Annotated in this window: 19 protein-coding genes; 15 read left to right on the plus strand and 4 right to left on the minus strand. The window is 56.6% G+C overall.

What is annotated here, in order from left to right; genetic code table 11:
- Positions 1–8: 8 nt before the first annotated feature.
- The 12 genes from DARO_RS07025 to DARO_RS07080 all read left to right on the plus strand — a co-directional run bounded on the left by DARO_RS07025 (position 9) and on the right by DARO_RS07080 (position 15336).
- On the plus strand, positions 9–1262 hold the full coding sequence (locus tag DARO_RS07025; RefSeq protein ID WP_011287110.1) for a DUF1329 domain-containing protein: 1254 nt from the start codon (positions 9–11) through the stop codon (positions 1260–1262).
- A 139-nt stretch (positions 1263–1401) separates the two neighbouring features.
- The gene (locus DARO_RS07030; RefSeq protein ID WP_011287111.1) at positions 1402–2355 is read left to right on the plus strand and encodes a 3-carboxyethylcatechol 2,3-dioxygenase; all 954 of its coding nucleotides are present in this window, start codon (positions 1402–1404) and stop codon (positions 2353–2355) included.
- Positions 2356–2441: 86 nt separating this feature from the next.
- Positions 2442–3230, plus strand: a complete 789-nt coding sequence (gene mhpD / locus DARO_RS07035; RefSeq protein ID WP_011287112.1) for a 2-keto-4-pentenoate hydratase — start codon at positions 2442–2444, stop codon at positions 3228–3230.
- A gap of 28 nt (positions 3231–3258) precedes the next feature.
- Entirely contained in the window at positions 3259–4173 is a 915-nt protein-coding gene (locus DARO_RS07040) for an acetaldehyde dehydrogenase (acetylating) (protein WP_011287113.1), read from the plus strand.
- 20 nt (positions 4174–4193) lie between these two features.
- Positions 4194–5219 carry a 4-hydroxy-2-oxovalerate aldolase gene (gene dmpG / locus DARO_RS07045; protein ID WP_011287114.1) on the plus strand — a complete coding sequence of 342 codons (1026 nt, stop codon included), beginning with the start codon at positions 4194–4196 and terminating at the stop codon, positions 5217–5219.
- Positions 5220–5223: 4 nt separating this feature from the next.
- A complete protein-coding gene (locus DARO_RS07050; protein WP_011287115.1) occupies positions 5224–5976 on the plus strand; it encodes an SDR family oxidoreductase in 753 nt (250 codons plus the stop codon).
- A 145-nt stretch (positions 5977–6121) separates the two neighbouring features.
- The gene (locus DARO_RS07055; RefSeq protein ID WP_011287116.1) at positions 6122–7477 is read left to right on the plus strand and encodes an aromatic ring-hydroxylating dioxygenase subunit alpha; all 1356 of its coding nucleotides are present in this window, start codon (positions 6122–6124) and stop codon (positions 7475–7477) included.
- An 81-nt stretch (positions 7478–7558) separates the two neighbouring features.
- The gene (locus DARO_RS07060) at positions 7559–8581 is read left to right on the plus strand and encodes a ring-hydroxylating dioxygenase ferredoxin reductase family protein (RefSeq protein WP_041224264.1); all 1023 of its coding nucleotides are present in this window, start codon (positions 7559–7561) and stop codon (positions 8579–8581) included.
- A gap of 140 nt (positions 8582–8721) precedes the next feature.
- Positions 8722–10122 (plus strand): amidase, encoded by a 1401-nt coding sequence (locus DARO_RS07065; protein WP_011287118.1) that lies wholly within the window; start codon positions 8722–8724, stop codon positions 10120–10122.
- Positions 10123–10170: 48 nt separating this feature from the next.
- Positions 10171–11067: an alpha/beta fold hydrolase gene (locus DARO_RS07070; protein WP_011287119.1), complete on the plus strand. Its 897-nt coding sequence runs from the start codon at positions 10171–10173 to the stop codon at positions 11065–11067.
- A 56-nt stretch (positions 11068–11123) separates the two neighbouring features.
- Complete coding sequence (locus DARO_RS07075) at positions 11124–13712, plus strand: EAL domain-containing protein (protein ID WP_011287120.1); 2589 nt, start codon at positions 11124–11126, stop codon at positions 13710–13712.
- On the plus strand, positions 13702–15336 hold the full coding sequence (locus DARO_RS07080) for a methyl-accepting chemotaxis protein (RefSeq protein WP_011287121.1): 1635 nt from the start codon (positions 13702–13704) through the stop codon (positions 15334–15336). Before DARO_RS07075 ends, DARO_RS07080 begins: the two co-directional genes overlap by 11 nt.
- Positions 15337–15772: 436 nt before the next feature.
- Here the strand turns inward: DARO_RS07080 and DARO_RS07085 are convergent, their stop codons facing one another.
- From DARO_RS07085 to DARO_RS07100, 4 genes are all read right to left on the minus strand, one after another.
- Positions 15773–16456: a GIY-YIG nuclease family protein gene (locus DARO_RS07085; protein ID WP_011287122.1), complete on the minus strand. Its 684-nt coding sequence runs from the start codon at positions 16454–16456 to the stop codon at positions 15773–15775.
- The gene (locus DARO_RS07090; protein ID WP_011287123.1) at positions 16453–17955 is read right to left on the minus strand and encodes a hypothetical protein; all 1503 of its coding nucleotides are present in this window, start codon (positions 17953–17955) and stop codon (positions 16453–16455) included. The genes DARO_RS07085 and DARO_RS07090 overlap by 4 nt, the downstream gene beginning before the upstream one ends.
- A gap of 15 nt (positions 17956–17970) precedes the next feature.
- Positions 17971–18249 carry a hypothetical protein gene (locus tag DARO_RS07095; RefSeq protein ID WP_011287124.1) on the minus strand — a complete coding sequence of 93 codons (279 nt, stop codon included), beginning with the start codon at positions 18247–18249 and terminating at the stop codon, positions 17971–17973.
- A gap of 465 nt (positions 18250–18714) precedes the next feature.
- Entirely contained in the window at positions 18715–19335 is a 621-nt protein-coding gene (locus DARO_RS07100) for a helix-turn-helix transcriptional regulator (RefSeq protein WP_041224265.1), read from the minus strand.
- A 436-nt stretch (positions 19336–19771) separates the two neighbouring features.
- On the opposite strand from DARO_RS07100, the gene DARO_RS07105 reads away from it, so the two are divergent.
- The 3 genes from DARO_RS07105 to DARO_RS07115 are packed head-to-tail and all read left to right on the plus strand — an operon-like array spanning position 19772 to position 25343.
- Positions 19772–21127 carry a hypothetical protein gene (locus DARO_RS07105; RefSeq protein WP_011287126.1) on the plus strand — a complete coding sequence of 452 codons (1356 nt, stop codon included), beginning with the start codon at positions 19772–19774 and terminating at the stop codon, positions 21125–21127.
- On the plus strand, positions 21124–22560 hold the full coding sequence (locus DARO_RS23025; protein WP_011287127.1) for a cell wall hydrolase: 1437 nt from the start codon (positions 21124–21126) through the stop codon (positions 22558–22560). Before DARO_RS07105 ends, DARO_RS23025 begins: the two co-directional genes overlap by 4 nt.
- A gap of 17 nt (positions 22561–22577) precedes the next feature.
- Entirely contained in the window at positions 22578–25343 is a 2766-nt protein-coding gene (locus DARO_RS07115; RefSeq protein ID WP_011287128.1) for a CHAP domain-containing protein, read from the plus strand.
- The last annotated feature ends 46 nt before the right edge of the window (positions 25344–25389 follow it).

The raw sequence follows: 25389 nt of genomic DNA on the forward strand, positions 1-25389 counted from the left end.
GAGACATCATGTCAATGAAAAAAGCAATTTTTGCCACGCTCACAGTATTTGGCGCTGCAGCTGCACTAGCCGCCGAGTTACCAGAAGGGACGGTCATTTCTGCCGAGAATCTCGACAAGGTAAAGAATGACACTTTCGAAGGTCACAGCATTGCCAGCATGCTCACTGAGCGTATGGAGTGGCGTATTCGTAACAACGGCTGGAAATTACCGTTGGCAAAGTCGAAGGAAATACCACTGGATCCTAAATGGGTAAAAGCATCACAGGCAAATGCCGGCAAGACAAAAATTAACAAAGAGAGCTGTCAGATTGATGGATGGGGAGGTGGCCAGCCCTTCCCGGATGTTGACGTCAAGGATCCGCAGGCGGCCGAGAAGGTTATGTGGAACTGGCATTTGGGGCAATTGACCGCCGATCTTTCTCACGTGCCATTCTGGACTCAGGTTTTGATTGATGGGGCAAAGGGTGTGCATGCGGAGCCAACGGCAGAATTTACCCGCTATGCAATGAAGGGCCGCTTGACGGGTGCTTCAGTGGAGGGTGATGGCACCGAGCGTGGGCGTCAATTGCTTTACTTTAAATCACCATCAGACATGAAAGGCTTGGGCACATTTACCGTGTTCTATGACTCCGCCAAGGTCAATGATGTCTGGGCCTACATCCCCGCTGTGCGTAGGGTTCGCCGCTTGTCCGGCGGCGCCTGGATGGATCCAGTTGGCTCTTCTGATCAACTTCAGGATGACTTGGAGATTTTCAATGCTCGCCCATGTTGGTATCCGGGCTATAAGTTGCTAGGCAAGCGTTGGGTGCTGGCAGTTGCCAACAGTAAGCACCCATTGTGGAATAAAAATGGCAAGGATTTTGCCGAAAAATACCCTGCGCTTGAGAACAAGGCGCCGTTCTGGAACATGAACAATGACCGGTTCGAGCCACGCGAAGTCTATGTTATCGAAGCAACTACACCTTCGGAACATCCATACAGCAAGAAGGTGGTGTACGTCGATAGCAAGTACCCGCGTGTTTATTACGGCGAGGCCTATAACCGGAAAGGCGAATTTTGGAAGTTTATGGAGTGGCACTCCTATCCTGCCAAGGCCGATGATGGCTTTGCCGATGTACGTACCGCGGGTGGGGCAGTTATTGACTTCCAGCGCAATCACGGAACGGTCTTCCTTGTAGATACACCAACTTGGAAGAGTAATACGCCAGGGCGGACGGCTAACGATTTCTCGCTCCAGACCCTCCAGTCTGCTGGTAAATAAAGCAATAGAAAGTTGCGACAAGGTCGAGAGTTTTCTCGACCTTGTCGTCGAGTAATTGCTCCGAATTTTTACTACCCAAAATAATTTTTATGGTTGGAAATTCTGCAATTCCCATGGCTAAGGCGAAGTGGAGAGCTTAATGGCAGCATTGCTTCAATGTATTTCGCATAGCCCGATGAAAGGTTATGTGGATCCTTCACCGGCTATTGTCTCCGATGTGGAAGTGGCAATCGCTCGTATGCGAAAGGAACTCGTGGATTTCGATCCGGAAGTTATCTTTCTTTTTGCTCCTGATCACTACAACGGTTTTTTTCTTGATGTCATGCCCCAGTTTTGCGTTGGGATCGCTGCGACATCAGTTGGAGACTATCGGACTACGCCAGGGCCGATCAATGTTCCACGTGAGATTGCAAGGTCCTGTGCCGAGCATTTGATCAGTAACGACATTGATGTTGCGATCTCTTACCGAATGCAGGTGGACCATGGAATGGTTCAGCCGTTGGAGGAATTGATGGGAGGCCTAAATGCCTATCCCGTAGTCCCTTTATTCGTTAACGGTGTTGCTCCGCCGCTTATCAGTATTCGTAGAGCTAGGCTGTTTGGGGCAGCGGTTGGAGAGTATGCAAAAAAACTCAATAAACGCTGTTTGTTTATCGGGTCTGGTGGACTTTCCCATAACCCCCCTGTGCCCCAGATTGATACAGCTACAGAGGAGTTTGCTGAATTCCTTATAGCTGGGCGCAATCCATCACCAGAAAGACGAGCTGCTCGTCAGCAGCGAACCAAGGACGCTGCGATTCGTTTTGCTGCAGGAGACAGTCAGCTGCATCCGATCAATTCGGTATGGGACGAGGCTTTTATGGCCGATCTTGTGAATCAGGATTGGGGTGCCCTAGATGCTTACCGTAACAGTGAAATTACAGAACAGGCTGGTATTTCAACTCACGAGGCGAAATCCTGGGTCGCGGCGCATGCAGCCATGAACGCAGCAACTTCCGGCGGCTACATGGCAGAGGTCCGTTACTACAAGGCTATTCCTGAGTGGATTGTTGGGTATGGGGCTATGGCAGGAAGTGCTGAGCAAGCAACATAAGTGTCGAGATCCGAGCGGAATATCAAAGATCTTGAAAACTCATCCAATGCAATAACAGGAAACAGTCCTTTGACGGGGTTTTATGAATGACAAATAATTTTATGGCACCGGAAGCCGCGGCGGCGCTGCTCAAGGCAGCGACCGCCGATGGTCGTCCCATTGCTCCCCTGCGCGATCGCCTGGCTATTGCCGATCAGGATTCGGCCTACGCCGTCCAGGAAATCAACACGCGAGCCTGGTTGGCCGAAGGGCGTCGACTGGTTGGTCGCAAGATCGGCCTGACCTCGCTGGCTGTCCAGGCCCAGCTCGGCGTCGATCAGCCCGACTTCGGCATGCTATTCGCCGACATGGCGGTGGGCGATGGCGAGATCGTGGCTGCCGGCCGTCTGATCCAGCCCAAGGTCGAAGCCGAAGTCGCCCTGATCCTCGGTCGCGACCTGACGCAGGAGCGCCACACCTACGCCGACCTGATCCGCGCCACCGAATACGCTCTTCCATCGATCGAAATCGTCGACAGTCGCATCGAGAACTGGAACATCAAGTTCGTCGATACCGTTGCCGACAACGCTTCCAGCGGCCTGTTCGTGCTCGGTGGCCGTTCGGTCAGGCTCTGCGACATCGACCTGACGGCCTGTGCCATGGAAATGAAACGTGGCGATGAAGTCGTCTCCCGCGGCAATGGTCGCGCCTGTCTGGGCAGCCCCTTGAATGCGGCCATCTGGCTGGCCGACGTGATGGTTCGCTGCGGTCGTCCGCTGCAGGCCGGCGACATCGTACTGACCGGCGCGCTTGGCCCGATGGTCGCGGTCAAGTCCGGTGAGCGTTTCGACGTGAGCATCGAAGGTCTCGGCAACGTCAGCGCCTTGTTTGCTTGATATCCCCCAACCCCAATAGAGAATCGACATGACCCAAAAAATCAAATGCGCCCTGATTGGCCCGGGCAATATCGGCACCGACCTGCTCTACAAGCTGAAGCGCAGCCCCTTCCTTGAACCGGTCTGGATGATCGGTATCGACCCCGAATCCGAAGGCCTCAAGCGGGCCACCGACATGGGCCTGAAGACCTGCGCCACTGGGGTCGATGGTTTCCTGCCCCACGTCCTTGAAGACAACGTGCAGATCGCCTTCGACGCCACCTCGGCCTACGTCCATGCCGAGAACTCCCGCAAGCTGAATGCCCTCGGCGTCCTGATGATCGACCTGACCCCCGCCGCCATCGGCCCGTTCTGCGTGCCGCCGGTCAATCTGAAGGAACACGTCGGGCGTCGTGAAATGAACGTCAACATGGTCACCTGCGGTGGCCAGGCCACCATCCCGATGGTCGCTGCCGTTTCCCGCGTCCAGCCGGTCGCCTACGGCGAAATCGTCGCCACGGTGTCTTCGAAGAGCGCCGGCCCCGGCACCCGCAAGAACATCGACGAATTCACCCGCACCACCGCTGGTGCTGTCGAAAAAGTCGGCGGCGCCAAGAAGGGCAAGGCCATCATCATCATCAACCCGGCCGAACCGCCGCTCGTCATGCGCGACACCGTGCACTGCCTGACCGAAACCGCCCCGGACCAGGCCGCGATCACCGAATCGATCCACGCCATGATCAAGGAAGTCCAGAAGTACGTGCCGGGCTACCGCCTGGTCAATGGTCCGGTCTTCGATGGCAACCGCGTCTCCGTCTACATGGAAGTCACCGGTCTCGGCGACTTCCTGCCGACCTACGCCGGCAACCTCGACATCATGACCGCCGCCGGTGCGCGCACCGCCGAAATGTTCGCCGAAGAAATGATCAAGGGCACGCTCAAGCTTGAGCCGGTGCACGCCTAAGGAATAAGGAGAAAAGACAAATGACCCTCAAAGGCAAAAAAGTCACCGTCCATGACATGACCCTGCGCGATGGCATGCATCCCAAGCGTCACCTGATGACTCTCGACCAGATGACCGCCATCGCCACCGGCCTCGACGCCGCCGGCGTGCCGCTGATCGAAGTCACCCACGGCGATGGCCTGGGTGGTTCCTCGGTCAACTACGGCTTCCCGGCCCATACCGATGAAGAGTATCTCGGCGCCGTCATCCCGAAGATGAAGAACGCCAAGGTCTCCGCCCTGCTGCTGCCCGGTATCGGCACTGTCGATCACCTGAAGATGGCACGTGACCTCGGCGTGCACACTATTCGTGTCGCCACCCACTGTACGGAAGCGGATGTCTCCGAACAGCACATCACCATGGCCCGCAAGCTGGAGATGGACACCGTCGGTTTCCTGATGATGGCCCATATGAACAGTGCCGAAGGCCTGGTCAAGCAAGCCAAACTGATGGAGTCCTACGGTGCCAACTGCATCTATGTGACCGACTCGGCCGGCCACCTGCTGCCGGAAGGCGTCAAGGAAAGACTCAGTGCAGTGCGCGCCGCGCTGAAGCCGGAAACCGAACTTGGCTTCCACGGCCACCACAACCTGGCCATGGGCGTCGCCAACTCGATCGCCGCCATCGAAGTCGGGGCCAACCGGATCGACGCCGCTGCGGCTGGCCTCGGTGCCGGGGCCGGCAACACGCCGATGGAAGTGCTGATTGCCGTGTGCAGCCTGATGGGCATCGAGACCGGCGTCGATGTCGCCAAGATCACCGACGTCGCCGAAGACCTGGTCGTGCCGATGATGGACTTCCCGATCCGCATTGACCGCGATGCGCTGACGCTCGGTTATGCCGGCGTCTATGGCTCCTTCCTGTTGTTTGCCAAGCGCGCCTCCGCCAAGTACGGCGTACCAGCGCGCGACATTCTGGTCGAGCTGGGCCGGCGCGGCATGGTCGGCGGGCAGGAAGACATGATTGAAGATACCGCCATCACGATGGCACGCGAACGGGGTGTGTGAACAATTGAAATACGATTTCTTAGATCAGGTATTTGTCGTATCAGGCGGTGGTAGCGGTATCGGACACGCCGTTTGCCTTGCCTTGGGCGCTGCTGGTGCGCGAGTGGTGATTGGAAACCGCAACATTGCACAGGGTGAGGATGTTGCTCATCAGATAGCACTGAATGGTGGACACGCGCTTTTCCGCCAGACCAATGTTGCCAATGCCGAGGATTGCAAGGCGCTGGTTGATCTTGCGGTCAGGGAGTTCGGCGAACTTCACGGGGCTTTCAACAATGCCGGAACGCAGCGTGATTTCACGGAGGTTCATGAAACTCCCGATGAGGACTTTTCGGAAGTTATCGATATCAACCTCAAGGGTACGTGCTATCTGATGAAGTACGAAATCGCCTCGTTTTTAAGGAATGGTCGAGGTTCAATCGTAAATACCAGTTCGATATTCGGCCTCAAGGCCATGCCAAAACTAGCTTATTACGTCGCCAGCAAACATGGAATCGTTGGTCTCACAAGAGCCGCTGCTTTGGACTATGCGGATCGCCGAATCAGGGTCAACGCCCTGTGTCCGGGGCCAATAAAGACACCCAGTCTGGACCGGGTGACCGGCGGGGATGATCACATGTACGAGGGGGGGGTTCCTATGCGGCGAATTGGTACCACAGAGGAAGTCGCTGCAGCGGCTCTGTGGCTTTTGTCGGATGAGTCGCGCTATGTCACAGGAACCTGCCTGTCAGTCGATGGTGGCATGGTTGCAGCCTGATTGTCCTGTAGTTGGTAAAAAAATTTTGTTTAATAAATTGAAAATCAATTGATAATCAATTGAACTATGTTAAATTTAACTGCGGGCGTTTAGTCGCCAAATCCCTGCAATCTCGTACAACATCAAATGAATTTAGGAGACAAAAATGAGTGACGATTCCATTGTTCGCCGTCGTACTTCCGCTTCCGGCCAGAAGGGTCCGAATCGGGTCAATGACGCAAAACTACAAAGCCAATACCAGCCTTACAAAGACGCAGCCTGGGGCTTTATCAACCATTGGTATCCCGCGCTTTTTAGTAAAGAGTTGCCGGAGGACACTGTTGAAGGCATCCAGATTTGCGGGATTCCAATTGTTCTGCGCCGCTCAGGCGGCAAGGTCTATGCGCTGAAGGATCAATGTCTGCATCGTGGTGTTCGCCTGTCGGCCAAGCCGATGTGCCTGACCGAGGACACCATCACCTGCTGGTACCATGGTTTTACCTTCAATCTTGATGATGGCAAGTTGTCGACCATCGTTGCCAATCCGGATGATCAACTCATCGGTACTACGGGGATCACGACTTACCCGGTCGAAGAGGTTGCCGGCATGATCTTCGTCTTTGTTCGCGAAGATGATTATCCGGAAGCAGACGTCCCGCCGCTGGCCCACGACCTGCCGATTCGTTTCCCGGAAAATAACGAACGCTTCCCGCACCCGCTGTGGCCTGATACCCCGAGCATTCTCGACAAGAATGCAGTTGTGCACGGCATGCACCGGACAGGTTTTGCAAATTGGCGGATTGCCTGCGAAAACGGCTTCGACAACGCGCATATCCTGGTACATAAGGACAACGCGATCGTCCACGCCAAGGATTGGGTTCTGCCACTAGGGATCATTCCGACCTCCGACGATTGTATTGAGTTGGTCGAAAACGATGACGGCCCCAAGGGCATGATGCAGTGGATGTTTACCGACAAGTGGAAGCCCATTCTCGAAAACAAGCGTCTCGACATGAAAGTCGAGAACATCAACGGGCGCTTCTACCGCACCTCAGTCTTCCTGCCTGGTGTCCTGATGGTTGAAAACTGGCCAGAAGAACATTTCGTTCAGTACGAGTTCTATGTGCCAATCACCGACGACACCTATGAATATTGGGAAGTGATAGTCAAAGTGTGCGATACCGATAAGGACCGGAAGGCCTTTGATTATCGATTTGAGCATCTGTTCAAGCCTCTTTGCTTGCACGGCTTTAACGATTGCGATTTGCATGCCCGTGAAGCCATGCAGGACTTTTACGGAGATGGAACGGGCTGGGATGAAGAACAGCTGGTGTCCACCGATGTTTCGCCGATTACCTGGCGAAAGCTGGCCTCGCGTTGGAATCGTGGTATTGCCAAGCCGGGGCGCGGCGTTGATGGTTCGATCAAGGCGAGCAGCATCCGCTTCAAAAAGTTGGCGCAAGGTAAGGAACCATCCTATTTCGTCGACAAGATCGAGGATATCAACACGTTCAAAGGCTAAGTACGCCTGATTGGATAGGCTATGCGAGCGGTGCCTTCCTCAGGTATCGCTCGCATGAGCCGCGCTCCTGCGGAGGGAAACATGTCAAATATAAAAAATGTCACGCTACAGTTTAGCGACGGCATATGTAAATCGGTTGCTGTCAAGGATGGCGAGAGCGTTTTGGATGCAGCACTGGCGGCTGACCTTCAGTTGATACATCAGTGTCGATCCGGAAGTTGTTCGTGTTGCATGGCGACGCTGACTGAGGGCAATGCGAAGATGCGTTCTGGATCTAGTTCGACGCTATTGCGCAGTGAGTTCGAAGCAGGGCAGCGTTTGCTGTGTCTTGCCGAGCCGGAGAGCGATTGTACCTTTGCGCTGAACTACGATAGCAACGCCAGCTTGCAGCAAGCGACCAAAGTTCGGGCCTTCATTGACGATGTCGAGAAGCTGGCGCATAACGTCGTGCGCTTGACGCTGGAGTTGGCTGAAGGCGAGTGGCTCGATTTCAGGCCCGGTCAGTTCGTTCAAGTCAAGGTGCCGGGGCTGAGTGTGATGCGCAGCTACTCGCCTGCCAGCACATCGGCCGATTTGCCCAAGATTGTTCTGCTAATCCGGTTGTTGCCGGACGGCGCCATGTCGAACTATTTGCGGAGCGAAGCAGCCCGTGATGCAGTTCTAGAACTGGAGGGCCCATTCGGCAGTTTCTTCCTGCGTGAAAAGGTCAAGGCACCTCACATCATGATTGCAGGTGGCACAGGGCTTGCTCCAGTGATGTCGATGATCGACTCCATTCAGAAGACGTCCGGAAAGAAGCCCCCAATTCTCTTAAGCTTCGGGTGTGCTACACCGGATTCGCTGTTCTGTCTCGACGATATCGAGTTGAGAAAGCATTGGCTACCCAGTCTAACCAATCGGATTTCTGTCGACCGCGAGGCTGCGGGCAGCCTGCTGCAAGGAAATCCGGTCGATGCCTTGCGTGACGATGACGTCAAGGACCCCGATACGGTCGCCTATATCTGCGGACCGCAGCCAATGATAGAGGCTGCATATCGCCGCCTTGAGGCGCTGGGCGTACGTCACGAAAATATTTTTGCCGAGCAATTTACTCCTTCGAACTGAACAGACGCTCAAAGCGAAGGTTGGCAACTCAGTTATCTCGAAACCTAAGCGTAGGAAAGGCGCTCTGCTTGCCTATTCCCTGGTGATCGGTTGTCAAAGGGGGTACTCAACAGAGATGGCTACAGAGAGGGCGGTATCGAATGTCAGTATCTGAATTGCACTATTTGGAAATGACAGAGCTTGCACGATGTATGCGTAAACGCGAGCTATCTCCAGTCGAAGTAACAGCAGCTACCTTGGCTCGTATCGAGGCGCTTGACCCCAAGTTGCATGCCTATGCGACGGTGCTTCCTGAATATGCCATGGCTCAGGCTCGGGAAGCCGAGCGCAGCATCATGGCAGGTGAGGATGTTGGCCCTCTATGTGGAGTGCCAATCGGGGTCAAGGATTTGTGCTGGGTCGCCAACTATCCGACCGCAGCTGGGACTACTGTTCACCGGGGTTTTGTTCCGGGAGAGGATGCAACCGTCGTCAAACGTTTGCGAGCTGCCGGTGCCATCATCCTGGGTAAGCTGCAGTTGACCGAAGGTGCCTTCGCCACCCACCATCCGACCATACCAGTTCCTTTGAATCCGTGGGGCGAGGCGCACTGGTCGGGGGCTTCTTCAAGTGGGTCCGGTGTGGCTACTGCAGCAGGGCTATGCTACGCGGCAATCGGTACGGATACAGGAGGATCGATTCGCTTCCCTTCGGCAGCGAACGGACTTACGGGTATCAAGCCGACTTGGGGAAGAGTGAGCAGGTACGGGGTATTCGAATTGGCGGCCAGCATGGATCATGTCGGTTCGATGGCCCGCTCAGCGGCTGATGCGGCTTTGCTGCTGGGCGTGATGGCCGGTCATGATCCGCTGGATCCGACTTCATTGCCGGATGAAGGTCTGACCCTGCCACATGAAGCACAGGATTTGCGTGGGCTCAGGGTCGGTATTGATCGCGCCTGGAATGCCTTGGGCACTGAGCCGGTAATAACTCAGGCGATTGATCGGGCGATCAATGTTATTGCTGGCTTGGGCGCCCGGTTCATTGATGTCGCTTTCCCGGATGCAAGGGCCGTGGTCGATGAGTGGGAAACTAATTGCGGCGTGGAAGTTGCGGTTGCGCACGCCAATACATTCCCCAAATTTACGGCTGAGTATGGTCCGGCATTGTCTCGGTTGATCGAACTTGGTCGGGCGACGGATGCTATGGATTATCAACGTGTGCTGCTTAATCGCGCTGAATTCACAGGCCGCTTAAATAAATTGATGCAGAGCGTCGACTTGTTGATCTTACCGGTCCAGCCCTATGCGGCGCCGACCTATGAACAACTGGGTGCCCTGGCAGACGACCCAGAGGCCAATAGTCGCCTGATTCAGTTCACTGCACCGATCAACTCCAGCGGACATCCTGCAATTACGCTACCTTGCGGATTTACTGAGCAGGGGTTGCCGTTGGCTTTCCAGTTCATTGCACGGCATGGTGACGAAGCTGTGTTGTGCCGGGCGGGGTTGGCTTTTCAGTCGGCGACTGACTGGCATAGGTGGCACCCAGAGATTGCTTGATCTATCGACTCACCCATCCTTAAATTCTTAAAAGAAATTGGATACTCCATGCCGATGAACGACGTCGATAATCCGGTCAGCCTATCCGACTTGTCCACATCCCGATTTGCAGAAATTCAGGAAGGCGATTTACGTCTCAAGTTGCATTACAACGACTGCGGCAGCGGTGCCGAAACGGTCGTCATGCTGCACGGCTCCGGTCCCGGCGCCAGCGGCTGGGCCAACTTCAACCGCAACGTCGAGCCGCTGGTCGCTGCCGGCTACCGTGTGGTGCTGATGGATTGCCCGGGCTGGAGCAAGAGCGATCCCATCGTTTGCTCCGGCTCTCGCTCCGAGCTCAATGCCAGCGCGCTGAAGGGCTTGCTCGATGCCATCGGCCTCGACAAGGTGCATATCATCGGCAACTCGATGGGTGGCCATAGCGCCGTCGCCTTCGCGCTGGCCAACCCGAGCCGAGTCGGCAAGCTGATCCTGATGGGGGGCGGTACGGGCGGCCCAAGCCAGTTCGTGCCGATGCCGACCGAAGGTATCAAGCTGCTGCAGGGCCTCTACCGCGAGCCGACCATCGAGAACCTGAAGAAGATGATGGCGGTCTTCGTTTTCGACAGCAGCAGCCTGACCGAAGAGTTGTATCAGGCGCGCCTCGACAACATGATGTCCCGTCGCGATCACCTCGAGAACTTCGTCAAGAGCCTGGCCATCAACCCGAAACAGTTCACCGACTACGGTCCGCGTCTCGGCGAGGTCACTGCGCCGGCGCTGGTCATCTGGGGCCGCGACGACCGCTTCGTGCCGATGGATGCTGGTCTGCGCCTGATCTGGGGCATGCCCAACGCCGAACTGCATATCTTCAACCGCTGCGGCCACTGGGCGCAGTGGGAGCATGCGGACAAATTCAACCGCATGGTGCTCGGTTTCCTTAAACAATCTGAGGGTTCTTTGTGAGCTTAGTACTCTGGAGCTCGGTAGGTTTCTTTATTGCGCTGGCAGGTTGCCTATATGTGTATCAGCGGTATCGACGACTGGTTATCAGACTAGAACAGGCTCTTCGTACCAGCGAAGCGCGTCTGCATTCCTTTTTTGATGCCACGCCGGACGCCTTGCTGATCAGCGATGCCCACGGCACCATTACCATGGCCAACCAGCAGGTCGAGAAATTGCTTGGCTATGTGGCGGCGGAACTGGTCGGCAAGTCGATCGAAGATCTGGTGCCGAACCGTTTCAAGGCCAGCCATCCGGTATTACGCAGTGAGTTCACCGCTTCACCCCGGGCTCGCCGGATGGGCAACGGCATGGCCGTCAAGGCGCGGCGAAAGGACGGCAGCGAATGTGATGTTGATGTCAGCCTGAGCCGGATTGAGACGGACGAGGGCATGTTTTTCGCCAGCGCCTTGCGTGACATCAGTGAGCGCAAGAGGAAAGAAGAAGAGCTGCGGCGGCAGAACGGCGTGCTCTCCACCATCTTCCAGAGCTTCCCCGGCGGCATTACGCTGTTTGACGCGGACTTGCGCCTGGTGGCGTTCAACGACCAGTTCAAGGCCTTGCTGGACCTGCCGGATGTGCTATTCGAGCAGCCTGAGCCGGATTTTGAGACGTTGATACGTTACAACGCCGCGCGTGGCGAATATGGCCCCGGCGACCCCGAACAACAGGTCGCCGCGATCATCGCGAGAACCAAAAAATTTGTTCCCCACAAAATCGAGCGGGTACGCCCCGACGGAACCTCACTGTCGATTCGCGGTGTGCCGCTCGCTAGCGGCGGTTTTCTCTCCATCTATACCGACATCACTGACCGAAAACAATCCGAAGAACAACTGCGCATTGCCGCAGCCGCTTTCGAATCCCAAACCTGCATGATCATCACCGATGCGAACCGGGTGATCCAGCGCGTTAACCGGGCCTTCATCGAGACCACGGGTTACTCGGCGGAGGAGGCTGTCGGCCAGACCCCGCGCCTGCTCCAGTCGGGTCGTCACGGTGCAGATTTCTATCGTGAAATGTGGGAAACCATCCACCGCACGGGGGCATGGCAAGGTGAAATCTGGGGGCGGCGCAAGAACGGTGAAGTGTATCCCAAATGGTTGTCCATCTCGGCGGTCGTTGGTACCAATGGCAGGGTCAGCCATTACATCGGCACCCATAACGACATCACAGAGCGCAAGAAGGCCGAAGAACGAATCAACGCCCTGGCCTTCTTCGATCAACTGACCGGCCTGCCCAACCGGACGCTGTTACTGGATCGTTTGAAGCAAACGATACTAAGCAGTGGCCGTAGTGATAGTCACGGTGCCTTGTTGTTCATCGACCTCGACAACTTCAAAACGCTCAATGACACGCTCGGCCACGATGTGGGCGACCAGCTGCTCAAGCAAGTGGCTCTGCGCCTGACGCACTGTGTGCGCGATGGCGACACGGTCGCCCGACTGGGCGGTGATGAATTCGTGGTGGTCCTCGCCAACTTGAACACCAACGACAAAGAGGCGGCCCAGGATACCGAAACCGTGGCCGAGAAGATTCTCGCCACGCTCAACCAGACCTACCAACTCGGCCATGTGACCCACCACAGCAGCGCCAGCATCGGTGCCACCTTGTTCAAGGGGCCGCTGATTCCGATCGATGACCTGATGAAACAGGCCGACCTCAGCATGTACAAGGCCAAGGCTGCAGGCCGCAATGCGGTTCGTTTCTTCGACCCTTCGATGGAAATCGCGGTCAAGGTACGGGCCGAGATGGAGGATGACCTGCTGCGCGCCCTGGCAGAGAAACAGTTCCTGCTCCACTACCAGGCCCAGATGGTCGGCGAGCGCCTGACCGGTGCTGAAGTGCTGCTGCGCTGGCAGCACCCCCAGCGCGGCATGGTTTCGCCGGCCGAGTTCATTCCGCTGGCCGAGGAAACCGGCTTGATTCTGCCCCTGGGCCACTGGGTGCTGGAAACGGCTTGTACCCAGTTGGCGCAATGGGCGGGGCGACCGGAAGTGGCCCATCTGACCCTGGCGGTGAATGTCAGTGCCCATCAGTTTCGCCAGAACGACTTCGTGGATCAGGTGCTTGGGGTTCTCGAAAAGACCGGTGCCAATCCCCAGCGCCTCAAGCTGGAGCTGACGGAAAGCCTGCTCGTCGAGAACGTCGAAGACATTATTGACAAGATGGCTGCACTCAAGCACCGCGGTGTGGGCTTTTCTCTCGACGACTTCGGCACTGGCTATTCCTCGCTGTCTTATCTGAAGCGCCTGCCACTGGACCACTTGAAGATTGACCAGTCCTTTGTTCGCGACGTACTCACCGATAGCAACGATGCCTCGATTGCCCGAACCATCGTCGCGCTGGCCAACAGCCTGGGGCTGGGGGTGATCGCCGAAGGCGTTGAAACCGAAGCGCAGCGCGACTTTCTGGCCAGTTCCGGTTGCCATACCTATCAAGGCTATTACTTCAGCCGGCCGCTACCGATCGAGGATTTCGAATCCTTCACGTTAACGGCCATTTGTAGCAGCTGTCCCGAGCGGACGGATCCCAAAACCTGCGGATGCAAGGCATTCGTTTCACTCATGTCCCAACTGAAGTCTGAGAGCATCATCACTAATGAAAACTAACCTTCCTGTCACCAACGTTGAAACGCATCTACCGGAAGGCGAGTTCATCTATTCGAGTACCGATCTTCAAGGCAACCTCGTCGAGGCCAACGAGGCGTTCGCCAAGATCAGCAATTTCAGCCGTGAGGAAATGATCGGCCAGCCCCATAACATGGTGCGCCATCCGGACATGCCCGCAGAGGCCTTTGCCGATATGTGGCGAGACCTCAAGGCCGGCCGCCCATGGCGCGGCGTGGTCAAGAACCGGCGCAAGGACGGCGGATTCTACTGGGTCGTCGCCAACGCCTCGCCGGTGCGCGAGCATGGGCAAGTGGTCGGCTACCAGTCGGTCCGCGTCCGGCCAAGCCGTGAGGAAATTGCCGGGGCAGAAGTGGCCTACAAGCGCATCCGTGAAGGCGACAAATCCATTGCCATCGAGCAGGGGCGGGTGGTCAAGCGCCGCCCGGCATGGGTCTCGCAACTGCTTTCGCTGCGTTCGCAAATGACCCTGGCCGGCTTGGCTGCGCTGCTGCCCGCCATCGAGATGGTCAGTCGCCACCTCGGCGGTCCCGCGCTGCCTGACACCGTGGCGCTGTCGGTGGCGGCCGTCACCGTGCTCTACACCCTTTACTACCTTGTCCTTTACGTCCCGCTAACCAGCCGTGATCTCAATATCACCTCCGATTGGCTGGAGAAGGTCTTATCGAGTGGCGACCTGACGTACCGACTCGAGTTGGATCGCCGCGATGTGATCGGCAGCATTGCCCGCAAGGCTGACAAATTCGCGTCGTCGATCCAGGCGACCATCCAGGGGATCGCCGATGTCGCGCACCAGGTTTCTTTTGCGGCGACGGAAGTCAATGCCGGCATGAAAAGTTCGCAAACCTCTGCGGAAACACAAAGCGAGGCCACCTCGTCGGCGGCTGCCTCCATCGAGCAGGTCACCGTCTCGATCGGCGAAGTGGTTGCCCACGCGCAGTCGACCGTGGAGACGGCCACCCAGACCGGGGAAATCTCGCGCCATGGCGCAGTGGTCACGCAAGATGCCTGCCGGAAGATCGAGTCGCTGGCCGACACTGTTCGCCGCTCGGCTGAACAAGTCGAAATCCTCGGGCAGCGTTCGGAGGAAATCACGCGCGTTACCGCGGTCATCAAGGAAATTGCCGATCAGACCAATCTGCTCGCCCTCAATGCTGCGATCGAGGCCGCACGCGCCGGCGAACAGGGCCGTGGCTTTGCCGTCGTCGCCGATGAAGTGCGCAAACTGGCAGAACGTACCGCCAAGGCGACCCAGGAAATCGGTAGCATGACCCAAAGCATTCAAAGCGAAACGCAGATTGCGGTGGACGGCATGCGCTCCGGAGCGCAGCAGGTCGCCGAGGGGGTTCAACTGGTCAATGCGACCGAGGAGTCGCTGCGTCAGATCAACGTTGAAATGACCAGGACCACGGAAATGGTCGGTGAAATTTCACACGCGGCGACCGAGCAAAAAGTGGCGATGACCGAACTGGCGCAAAACGTTGAACGCGTCGCCAGCATGACCGAACAGAATGTGGCCGTGGTCAACCAGACCAGTGCGACGGTGGATTATCTGAATGCCGTGGTCGGGCGCATGCGCAAGGCAGTCACCCAATATGGCGTCTGATCGCTAGTGAGAAGAACGTCCGGTGTTCGGCCAGCGCGCTGCTTAATCAGTGGCTGAGCACCGGCCACCCCGACAGCGGGGTGACTTGATTCCTGTTTTAGAGATAACTGATTTCAACGAACGAACCTATCCTCGAAACACCGGAACAACGCTTTTACCAAACCGTTGCATCCATCGGTTGAATCCGCACCGAATTCCTGACCTACGGGGGGTAATGTCAAACGACGAGGGGCAGGGGAGTGGCGCCGACTTCCGCTTCTCGGCCAATCCAGCCGTTGAACTGACGAGCGGTGTCAGGCAGTAATGGCCCTGTTAACTGTCGTTTAGATTTTTCACGGGTTTAACGGCTGCTTCTCTATCCAGTAGCCGCAGATGACCAAAATTGTATCGAGCGAAACCGATTTGCGTGGTTCGGCAGTTTTTTTATGTGTTTTGATCATGATTGCATTTCCCGAGAAATGGCCAGCACATCGCTTTCGCTCAAATTGAACCACTCCCCATTCAGTCGCTTGTGGGCATAGCGTCGGTGGTATTCGATTTCGGCCGCCGAATAATCATCGAACCACCCATAACCGGCAATCTCGATCTGAAAAGGGAGCTTTACACCAAACAACTGCGTGCGTTGCTTCATGTTCTTGGTCTTGCCAATCTTGTAGCCATATTCGGATTTGATCAGATAAACGTACCCTCCCGATTCGGTATCGCGACAGATATCTCCCGGCATTGAAGCTCCGGTCGTCTTGGGCGGAATTGGCGATGCATGGAACAGGGCCGCGAACTGTTCAGCCAAACGGTATCGTTCGACAACAGTCTTGGCGAAGGCGAAATAAGGCCGACTCATCCAAAACTGTTGTCCCGACCCATTTGGCTTAAGCACTACCGAGGTTTCCCGCCAAGTCACGCGTAGACGATCCCCCTCGGAACCGGTGACGATGCCCATCGCGCGGACCAGTCCGGTACCCGTTCCGTGATCGTAGGACGCCAGACAGATGCCGTGCCCGCGCGTCGCTTTGAGCATGAATTCTTTATCCGGCGGGATCGCCGTCGAGGTCTCTATCATGGTGCGGTAGGCTGCATCGCTTTCGATGTGTAGACGCCAAAAGGTTTTCGGTGCGCTCATTTTGAGTCTCCTTGATGCGAGGGTTCCTGGGTACTGTTTCCCCAGTACTGTTGACAGAAATTGCCGAGTAGACGGAGGTCTTCCTTCTTTTCGTCTCGCATCTTGTAAAAAGGGTTGTAATCAAACCAAGGTGCCGTCCGGCGCAGTCCGTCCTCGATGCTCTTGGGTGTCCCCGGTAGATAGCCGAGCAATTCCTTGATGCGATCGAAAACGCTCATGTGGCGGGTTTCGTCTAGCCAGATGGCATCCCGAAAGAGGTCGAGGTTGCGAGCATCCAGGGGTACCAGATACGCACCACCTTCCTCCCCGTGCATGTAAAACATGGGCATCAATCTAGAGTTGTCAGGCATCGGGTAAATCACAATCCAGGCGTAATCTGCCGAGATACACGAATCCATATCGTTGAGGGATTGCCCAAAAGGTTTGTTGAGTTCTTCATCCCATTGATCGGTGACAGCACGGCTTCGGCCTAACGAAGACACATTTGTTGAGTCGTTGATCTTTCGCCAATGTTCGATGATTTTCTGCACAGCTTTTTCATACCCGACCGGATTGTCACGTCGACTGACGAAAAGATCGAAACAGTTGCTTATGCCGAGTGGAGTATGCGGTACATAAAAAAAGGAGTCGTCCTGCCTTGCACCGGAGTTAACAACCACAGGCGAATGAAGTGAAGGAAACCTGGTTGTTACAAACATTAGTTTCTCTGCTGGCGAAATAATTGACGCATCAATCCCTTCCGTCCCCTTGGCAAGCTCTTCCGGGGCAACGAGAAAGTGCTCTCTTTGCCAAAAAGCAAAATCTGGATGCATCGCGTCTGAGAGTTCCTGTTCATATTCGTACCGGTCTGGTTCCAGATTCCATTTCGGCCAGTTTTCTTTGCCGCCACTCGCAATGTGTCTGGCTTTCAACTCCGAGATATCCATGTACTTGGCAAATATGCCGAATTCGCCGTCGATCCGGTCGACTATTCCTTGCAATGCGGTTTGCACCATTTCGGTTTCACTCAGATTCCCCACGTTTTTTTCCGGGTGTAGGCTGGTGCCACGCAGTACCCGGTCGGCCAGCGTGCTAGAGCTTTCCTTGGTGGTCTTGCTAATCGCCACGATTAACCGGTGGTACTTGTCGGCGGTCCGGCGCAGGCGGACTTCATTCGGGTTCTTGCCAGGAGCCAGAATTAGGCGGTGCAGCTCCTTTGACGATTGGCTGGCATCGGATATTCCGGCGTCAATGCAAAATCTTCCGAGACTGCTTTTTTTTGCGCGCAGGTGATGCTTTAAAACCCGGATTTCGTTGTAAAGGCGCCTAGCCAGGATGGCTTCCTCGCCCAAGTGAAGCTTCTTCCCCCCCAAACGACGCAGTGCGCTCAACGCGTCCTTGCCTTCTGTTTCTCTCGCTTGATCGGACTCCAGTATCCGCCGCTGAAATTCGTTTTCTGGCTTGATACCAGCGATTACGCGATCAGCAATCTGAGTAGCGACTTTTTCGATATTTTTCATTGTGTTTCTCCTTGCTCAGTGGCAAACGCGCTTAAAGCGGTGTCCGACGGTGATAACCGATCCGGAGTCGGAAACCACGGCATAGGTGTCTAGCAAGGCCGAAAGGCGGCTTACGATTTCTTCCCCCACGTCCCTGGCCAACGCTTTCCGGCTTTGCTTGTCGAAATACAGAATTTCCACCCCGCGGTGATCATGACGGCATGCCCCGTAGGTGCTTAGCCATTCCATGATGAGCGGCGGAATACCGCGTTGTTGCTGACGGGCGGCAGCATGAAGTGTCATTGGTATGTTCATCTTGTTAGCTCCAAGTAACGTTTGCTGTGGAGTGAATTATTGGCGATCGGGGATGTTTTGTTTTCCCGAAGATGATCACATTGGAGAATATTGCGGGGAAATTTGTATTCCATACCGGGGAAATACAGCAATTAAATTGGGGAAATGAATATTTGGTTTGTGATACTTGAAATTCGGTGTCTGACTATTGTTAGCGTTCCAAAGCGTCACCCCCGCCGCTGTCAGTAGCACCGATTTTCCCCTCGATCGGATCGACACCTTTTCGCTCATTTTGCGGGCCTGTACTGTCAGATGATTCTCTGACTTGTTGTTCCACTGCTGCTGCGTTGCTGTCATTCAAGCCAGAGCGACATCAACGACCGGTGACACGCTAATTTCAGACGTTCGCTTTGAACATCCCAACGACCGGAATGGCCGAAAAACCAACGAATTGGGGGTAATGTCAAACTGATTGCGATGAGGGAATTACCGTAAAGGTGGAATACCTGCTATCAGGTTAACCAGTGCAACTTGCCGATCAGTTTGAGTCTTGGCGAAAACGGCCCGTAATTGAGTCTTGACGGTAGAAAGCTTAACGTTCTGTGCTTCCGCGAACTCCTCCAGTGTCTCTCCATGGCATAAAGCCCGAGCCAATCGAGCCTCTGCAGGCGAGAGGCCAAACAGAGAAATCAATTGTTGGGCACTGGCAACCCGCCGACGCCCCAGCGGGAAGATAAAACAAACAACCGGGTGAGTCTCGCTTGGCATGGCCGAAGAGTTGTGAGGATTCGGTTGCAACAAAATCGCATATCGTGCGGCAGAATTCCTGCCAACTGAACAGATAAGGGTATCCGGCTTGCCGCCAGCCGAAACCCGGTCGATGGCCTGCATCAGGTGGTCATTGACGTCCTTTTCCTGCGCATATAACCGGTTGTGCCGTATACCTAGAACACGGGATGTACGCAGGTATTCGGCGGAGCGCTCATCAATATCCAGAACGCGCCCGTTTGCTCCAACCAGAACTGCCGCGACATAAGGTGAGAAGAGGGCGCTGATACCTTGATCGACATAGCCCCGGATAGCGCGGCAATGACGTAAGAATTCCACGTCTTCCGCAGTTCCAAGCTGCCGCTCATGCAGGAACTGACAGTCCGCACAAACCGACTCTTCATCGCCTGTTTGGCCACATCGCGGACGAATACCCCGGCAAGTAGGACGTTGTGCCCAACCCTCTAGAACGTCTCCGTGTCCATCCGACGCGGACGTTAGCTTGCTGATCCGCTGATCAATTGTCCGTCCCCCCGCGTTCCCCAACGCCGTTGATCCATCATCCCCACGATTATTACGGATAGGCCATCATCCATCTGGATGATGCATACGCACTATGACAAAGAGTAGTCTTAATGGCAACAGGGTAGGAGAAATATGCCTTGATCGGTTATTTGAAGCAGTAATGTCAACGTCCCGCCTGACGACTTAGCCAAGTTCGGAACAGGGCGATATTTCGCACTAGACGGCGCCCAATAGCCAAGAAGATATCTGCATGCACCCCTTCGTGTTGTGTCTTGTCCGCTACGCAGTCGTGCTGCTCGCCGTTCAACTGACCGCGTGTACCATCGTGCGCCCGCTGCCGCCGGTCCAGGATGATCTGTATTTCAAGCCAATAGACCTCCCGCAATTGGCCGAAGACTGTAGCAAGCCCAATCCATCCCTGCGCAAATGTCGAAAACCGAAGGACGAGATCGACAAGTATTTCGGTAATCTCGGCGAGGAAATCTGGAACACAGACCTGCAGCGCCATGAATACGTTGACCTTGCGCGCGAAAAAACCAACCTTAGCAACCTGTTCAACGCAGCCCTTTGGCCTCTCGGAGCCTATATCGGCGTGCGCACGATCGCCGATCCGTCGCCCAGTCTCATGCGCAACGCTGGTGCGCTCGCGCTGGCCACGTACGGGGTATTGAATTCCGGCATCCCCGTTCGCGACAAACTATATCTCGAAGCGTCGCGGCGGCTTGCCTGCGCAATCACGTTCGCTAGTGCACGTCTATACGCAAAGAGCGACATAATCGATCTGCCGAAAAATTCCGAACCGCCCCAGTGGGAAACACGAATACGGGCACCGGGACTCGGTCTGCCAACCTTGCAAGAAACCTCGAAAACACTGTCTGGCGCGCGCAATGACTATGAGAAGGCGCTCAAGGCATTGCTTCCCAAGCTGAAGTCCACGGGGAAAGGTACGGAAGCCTCTTCGGTCGATATTGACCGGCGTCGGCGCAGCTTCTACCCCGAGGGTGGAGGTACGGGCACGAGTGGTGCAAGCAATATCACGGCATTTTCGGAGCATGCACGCATTCGTCTAAGAATCGCGGACGATCGTGTCGGCAAGCTTGACCGCTTATCCAACGAATTGCTCAGTGCTGGCGATACACTGCGTACACGCACCAGCAGCGTTCGCAACCAGCTGAATCAGGCGCTCATTTCGAATGCGCCGTCCTTGACCGACCCGGCGGAGGCCTTCACGAAAGTAACGGAAGCCCTCAACAAGATCGTCGCCGCGAACACCTTGAAAACTTCCGAAACGAGCAAGGACAGCACCAAAAAGGCAACACTGCAAGCCGGACAACCGGAGTGGGAATTGAGCGAGCGAACCACGGCCGGTCTCACGCGAGATTCGGCAGGCGCTCTAAAGCAATTCGTCAATCAGTCGGAGGAAAAGCTCGACAGTGCCATCGCCCATGCCAGCCGCTGGATCGATCAGGACAAGGCGCGCACAGACGAAGCGAGCAAGATTGCCAAGGAAAGTAACTGCGTGGCGCCCCTGTTCGACTCTAGTGGGACTTTGCCGCTGCCCGAATCACCCGCAACCTCGTCCGCGCAGGGCGCCCCTAAGAAATGAACGGGCGACAGCTACAGAACGCCTGTTTCGCCTGGGCGAGCCGCATCCTGGAGGGGCGTGTCGCGGGGCGTCGCATTGTTGCGCCGGATTGGCTGGAGCCACAGGCCATATGCTGGATTGCCATGGCGCCGGACCGGCCGGAACTTCGTGTCGGTTTGCGGCCAGGCATACCTGCACGTGCCCTGCCAGCACGGCTCGCTCTGGGCGGTGGTCTTTTCCTGACCATACGGCCAATGCCCGGACAGTCCGCACGGGCACAAGTGGCTCCGCGCATGGTGCGCGCCACGCCACCGATCGAACAGGGTACGGCTACCTGCCTGGTTCGCGACCGTCTCAATCCGGACCGCAACTATCTGGTCACCTGTGGACACGTGCTCGCTCCCACTCACGGCGCACGATGGGACGACGGCATCGAAATCCGCCTACCCACCGCAGGTGGAACACTGCTCGAATTGCCGGGGCGACTGCGTGAATGGGTGCCGACGGGAAGTGCTCAGCCGCCTGCCAATATCGATGCCGGACTCACCGAAATCGAGCCCGTGGCTGTGCAGCACCTGCGTGAAATTGCGGCCGACTGGATTCCGGTCGGCCTGAGCGACAACACCGACAGGGATCGCTCTGTCGTACTCAAACGCTATCACGACGAAATCGAAGGCAGCATCAAGCTCAAATGGTCCGGTGAAGTGAGATTGCCGGATGGCGGGGAAGGTTCCACCCGTTTCCTCAATGACGCTCTGGGCTACAGCACGGTGGAACCTACCGAGGGCGGCGATAGCGGTGCCCCGGTTTGGAGCACCAGCCAAGAATTGCTTGGCATGCACGTTGGCGCCATAGACCCGGAAGGAGGGGCGGGCGCCAACGCCATAATGTGTCGCATCGCCCCGGTGCTGGACTGGTATTGCGTCAAGGCCTATACGCGCGACGACCCAGCGACGCTGGATGACCGCCCACCGCCCGGCAGTTTGCCGCGCATGGCGCACCCTCCCGCCTCCGCCGTACTAAATATGCCGGCCGGGATACTGGCAGACGATGAAATACAGATGGTCGCAAAAACCCTGTGGGGTGAGGCGCGTGGAGAAGGCGAGGCCGGCATGGCGGCAGTGGCCAACGTGATCATTAACCGCCTTAAACGCAAGTATCGCGGCTGTGATACGGCTGCCGAAGTATGCCTCGATCCGCAACAATTCAGTTGCTGGAACTGCGATGACCCGAACCGTGCGAAGCTCACCAGGCTCCACCGCAACAGCAGTGACGGGCAATACCAGCAGGCGCTTCAAATTGCCGAAACGGCACTGCGAGGCGGCCTTCGAGACGAGACCGGCGGCGCACTCCACTACGTCGCCGGAACCTTGCGCAATCGCCCGAAATGGCTCGATGGGAAAATTCCCTCAGCGGTCATTGGCAACCACCTGTTCTATAACAACATCGCCTAGCGTTCGAGCACTCTGCCATGGAAAACGTGATCATAGATGTAGTCATAGGCCTCATCCTCATTTACGCAGCGTTTTCCCTGCTCGTCATCTCATTGCAAGAGTTGATCTCAGGCGCCATGCTAAGCAGCCGCGTAACGATCATGCACAGGCTGTTGGCCGAAGCGACTGGGCGCGATGTGGAACTGAAAAAGCGCCTGCTCGACAATCCGCTGATATTTGCACTGTCCCCAGGGGAAAAGTCGGCACGTGAAGGAATCCGGTTGCTCAGGCCACCCAGTGGCCCATCCGAAGTGCCACCGGATATTTTTGCGCGCGCGCTGCTCATGGAACTGGACCCCGCCGGCGACGGCAAGCCACCCAGCGAACGCTACGCCACACCCCAGCAATTTATGGACGCCCTCACCGAAAAAGGGCTGGCCAAACCGAACGCCTCAAGTCGGCGAATATATGGTGCCCTGCGCGGGTTACTGGCCGGGAATGAAACCAGCTGGAGCGGCTTTGAAGCAGCCGTGGCGACCTGGTTCGCCCAAATTGGCGACCGCGCCGACGGCTGGTTCAAGCGGCGCAGCACAAAATTCACGATTTTTATTGCGCTGCCTCTCGCGGTGCTGCTCAATGTCGACACGATGAACATCGTTCGCAGCCTGAGCAGCGACGGCGAATTGCGGGCTGGGCTGGCGAATACAGCGAGCCGTGTCGTGGCGGAATTCGGAAACACTTCGAATGCGACAACACCGGCCATGGCCTCGACCCCAGACAAACCGGAAGTGATCGCGCTGTCTCGGCTGCAAGATGCATACAATCGCCTGCAGCCGCTGTATTTCAAGGATGACGCCATAGGCGGGTTCCGGCGGGGGCTCAATAAGGTGGAGGACGCCTGCGTGCTCATCGCTAGTAACCGCAGCGAAAAGCACAACAAGGACGACCGCGAATTTCCGCTGAAACAACGTTATGTTTCCGATGCAAGCACTTGGCTGGACATCCTGGGCATACTTCGCACCAATATCCGCCTTGCCTCGGACAATATAGAGAAGCCTCGGAAACAGGATTCCGGCGGCAGCGCCGAAGAAGACCCGCGAACGAGACTCAAAAGTTCCCTGTATTGCCTTGCACACGTTGCCACCTGGGTAAGTTCTGCAACCACCATTAGCAAGGACCCCGCCGCGCAGTCCGCGATGCAGGAGGCGGCCAAAGCCCTCGAAGAAAGTACTTCGGCGCTGGTCGAACTGGTGCGCCAACATGTGCCCCCGCCCGATGCACAACAACTATTCTTGGCGTCACCCGAAGATTTTAAGGATTGTTCGAAACGCGCGCGCAACCCGCGCGACGCCATGAACTGCACTCGGGAGCGGCAAACCGATATCAGTCGTTTGCCACTTGGCCTTACCGATTTCAACCTGCGCAAGCAATTCTGCAATGTCAAAATCGGCGGTCAGGACAAGTCGGTCTCCACGCTTGTGTCGCACCAGGACATCGGACCGTTTGGCCTTTGCGGCAATCAGTTCGAAGGCAGGCCGCAGATCGGCCTCGATCCCATGGTACTGAACGCCAAAGGGATCCTGGCGGGCTGGATGGCATTTGGGCTCGGAATCCTGCTCACCACAGTGTTCGCCATGCTCGGCGCGCCGTTCTGGTTCGATCTGCTCGGCAAGGTCGTTCGCCTGCGTACGGCCGGCCGAAAAGCCGACGCCGACGCCAATGCGCGCAAGGCCACCGGCACTTTGCCATTGTTACCGACACAATCCGGTACTGCGGTTTCGCCGCCAAGCGCGCCGCGTGAAGCCGGTGCGGCTCCAGCCCGTCCAGATTTGAACGGTTTCGAGAACTCGCTCACCGTGCGCGAAATCGTCGCCCTACAACAGCGGCTAGGCGTTGAGCCCGCGACGGGCACTCTCGATCTCGCGACGCGCGAAAAAATCAGCGCGGCACAGGGTGGCAATCCCACGCTTACGCCGACGGGCTACCTTGCTCTGGTTGGCCGGCCTTCGCTCGCGAGCGACGTGACCACCCTCGATGCGAACAATCGCCCGCGCTTGCGCGCGCCGTTTGCCACTGCACAAGCCCTCGCGAACAACCTCATGGCGATGCTGGACTTTGTGGGGCGCATTCCCGCGACTGAGGCGAATTTCAGCGACGACTTACGTGCCTTGTGCGTGCTCTATCGCTACAAAGACGATCCCGCGATGCCGCCCGAAACTCGGGCTGTGTTCGATCTTGCGCGTAACAAGCCTGCCGCGCTCGACGAGCTCGATGAAGCGCTGTTGAACGAAATTCTGTCATCGCGCATACGCAAAAGCCCCGCATGGGACCGCATCGTTGATTGCCCGTGGCTGGACTGGGCCTTGGGCGAACTGGGGCAGGTCGAAAAAGATGCCAATAACCGCAAGGCCAGCAATCCGCGCATCTGCGAATACCTCGATGCCGTGGGCGGCAAACTGGGCGACAGTGGCGATCAAATCCCCTGGTGCGGCGCATTCGTCACCTGGACCATCGTGCAGCACAACCTTCTGCTCGCAGGACGCACTGCGCTACCCGTGCCGCCCGCGAACCCCGCATTAGCCACGAATTGGAACAATTGGGGCACGGATGTCTCTGCTTCTCCACAGCGTGGCGACGTAATCGTGGTCAGAGTCCCGAACAGCAATAGCGGCGGACACGTCGGGTGGTGTTTTGCTGTGGATGCCACCCACGTCACGTTGCTTGGCGGCAATCAAAGCGAAGGCGGTCGGGTGTGCCTGTCGCGTTTCCCGATTACGGAACTCATCGCGGCGCGGCGCGGATGACAAAACTTCGATCGATTCCGCTCTTAGAGGTGTGGACGCCTTCCGG

The organism is Dechloromonas aromatica RCB (genome assembly GCF_000012425.1).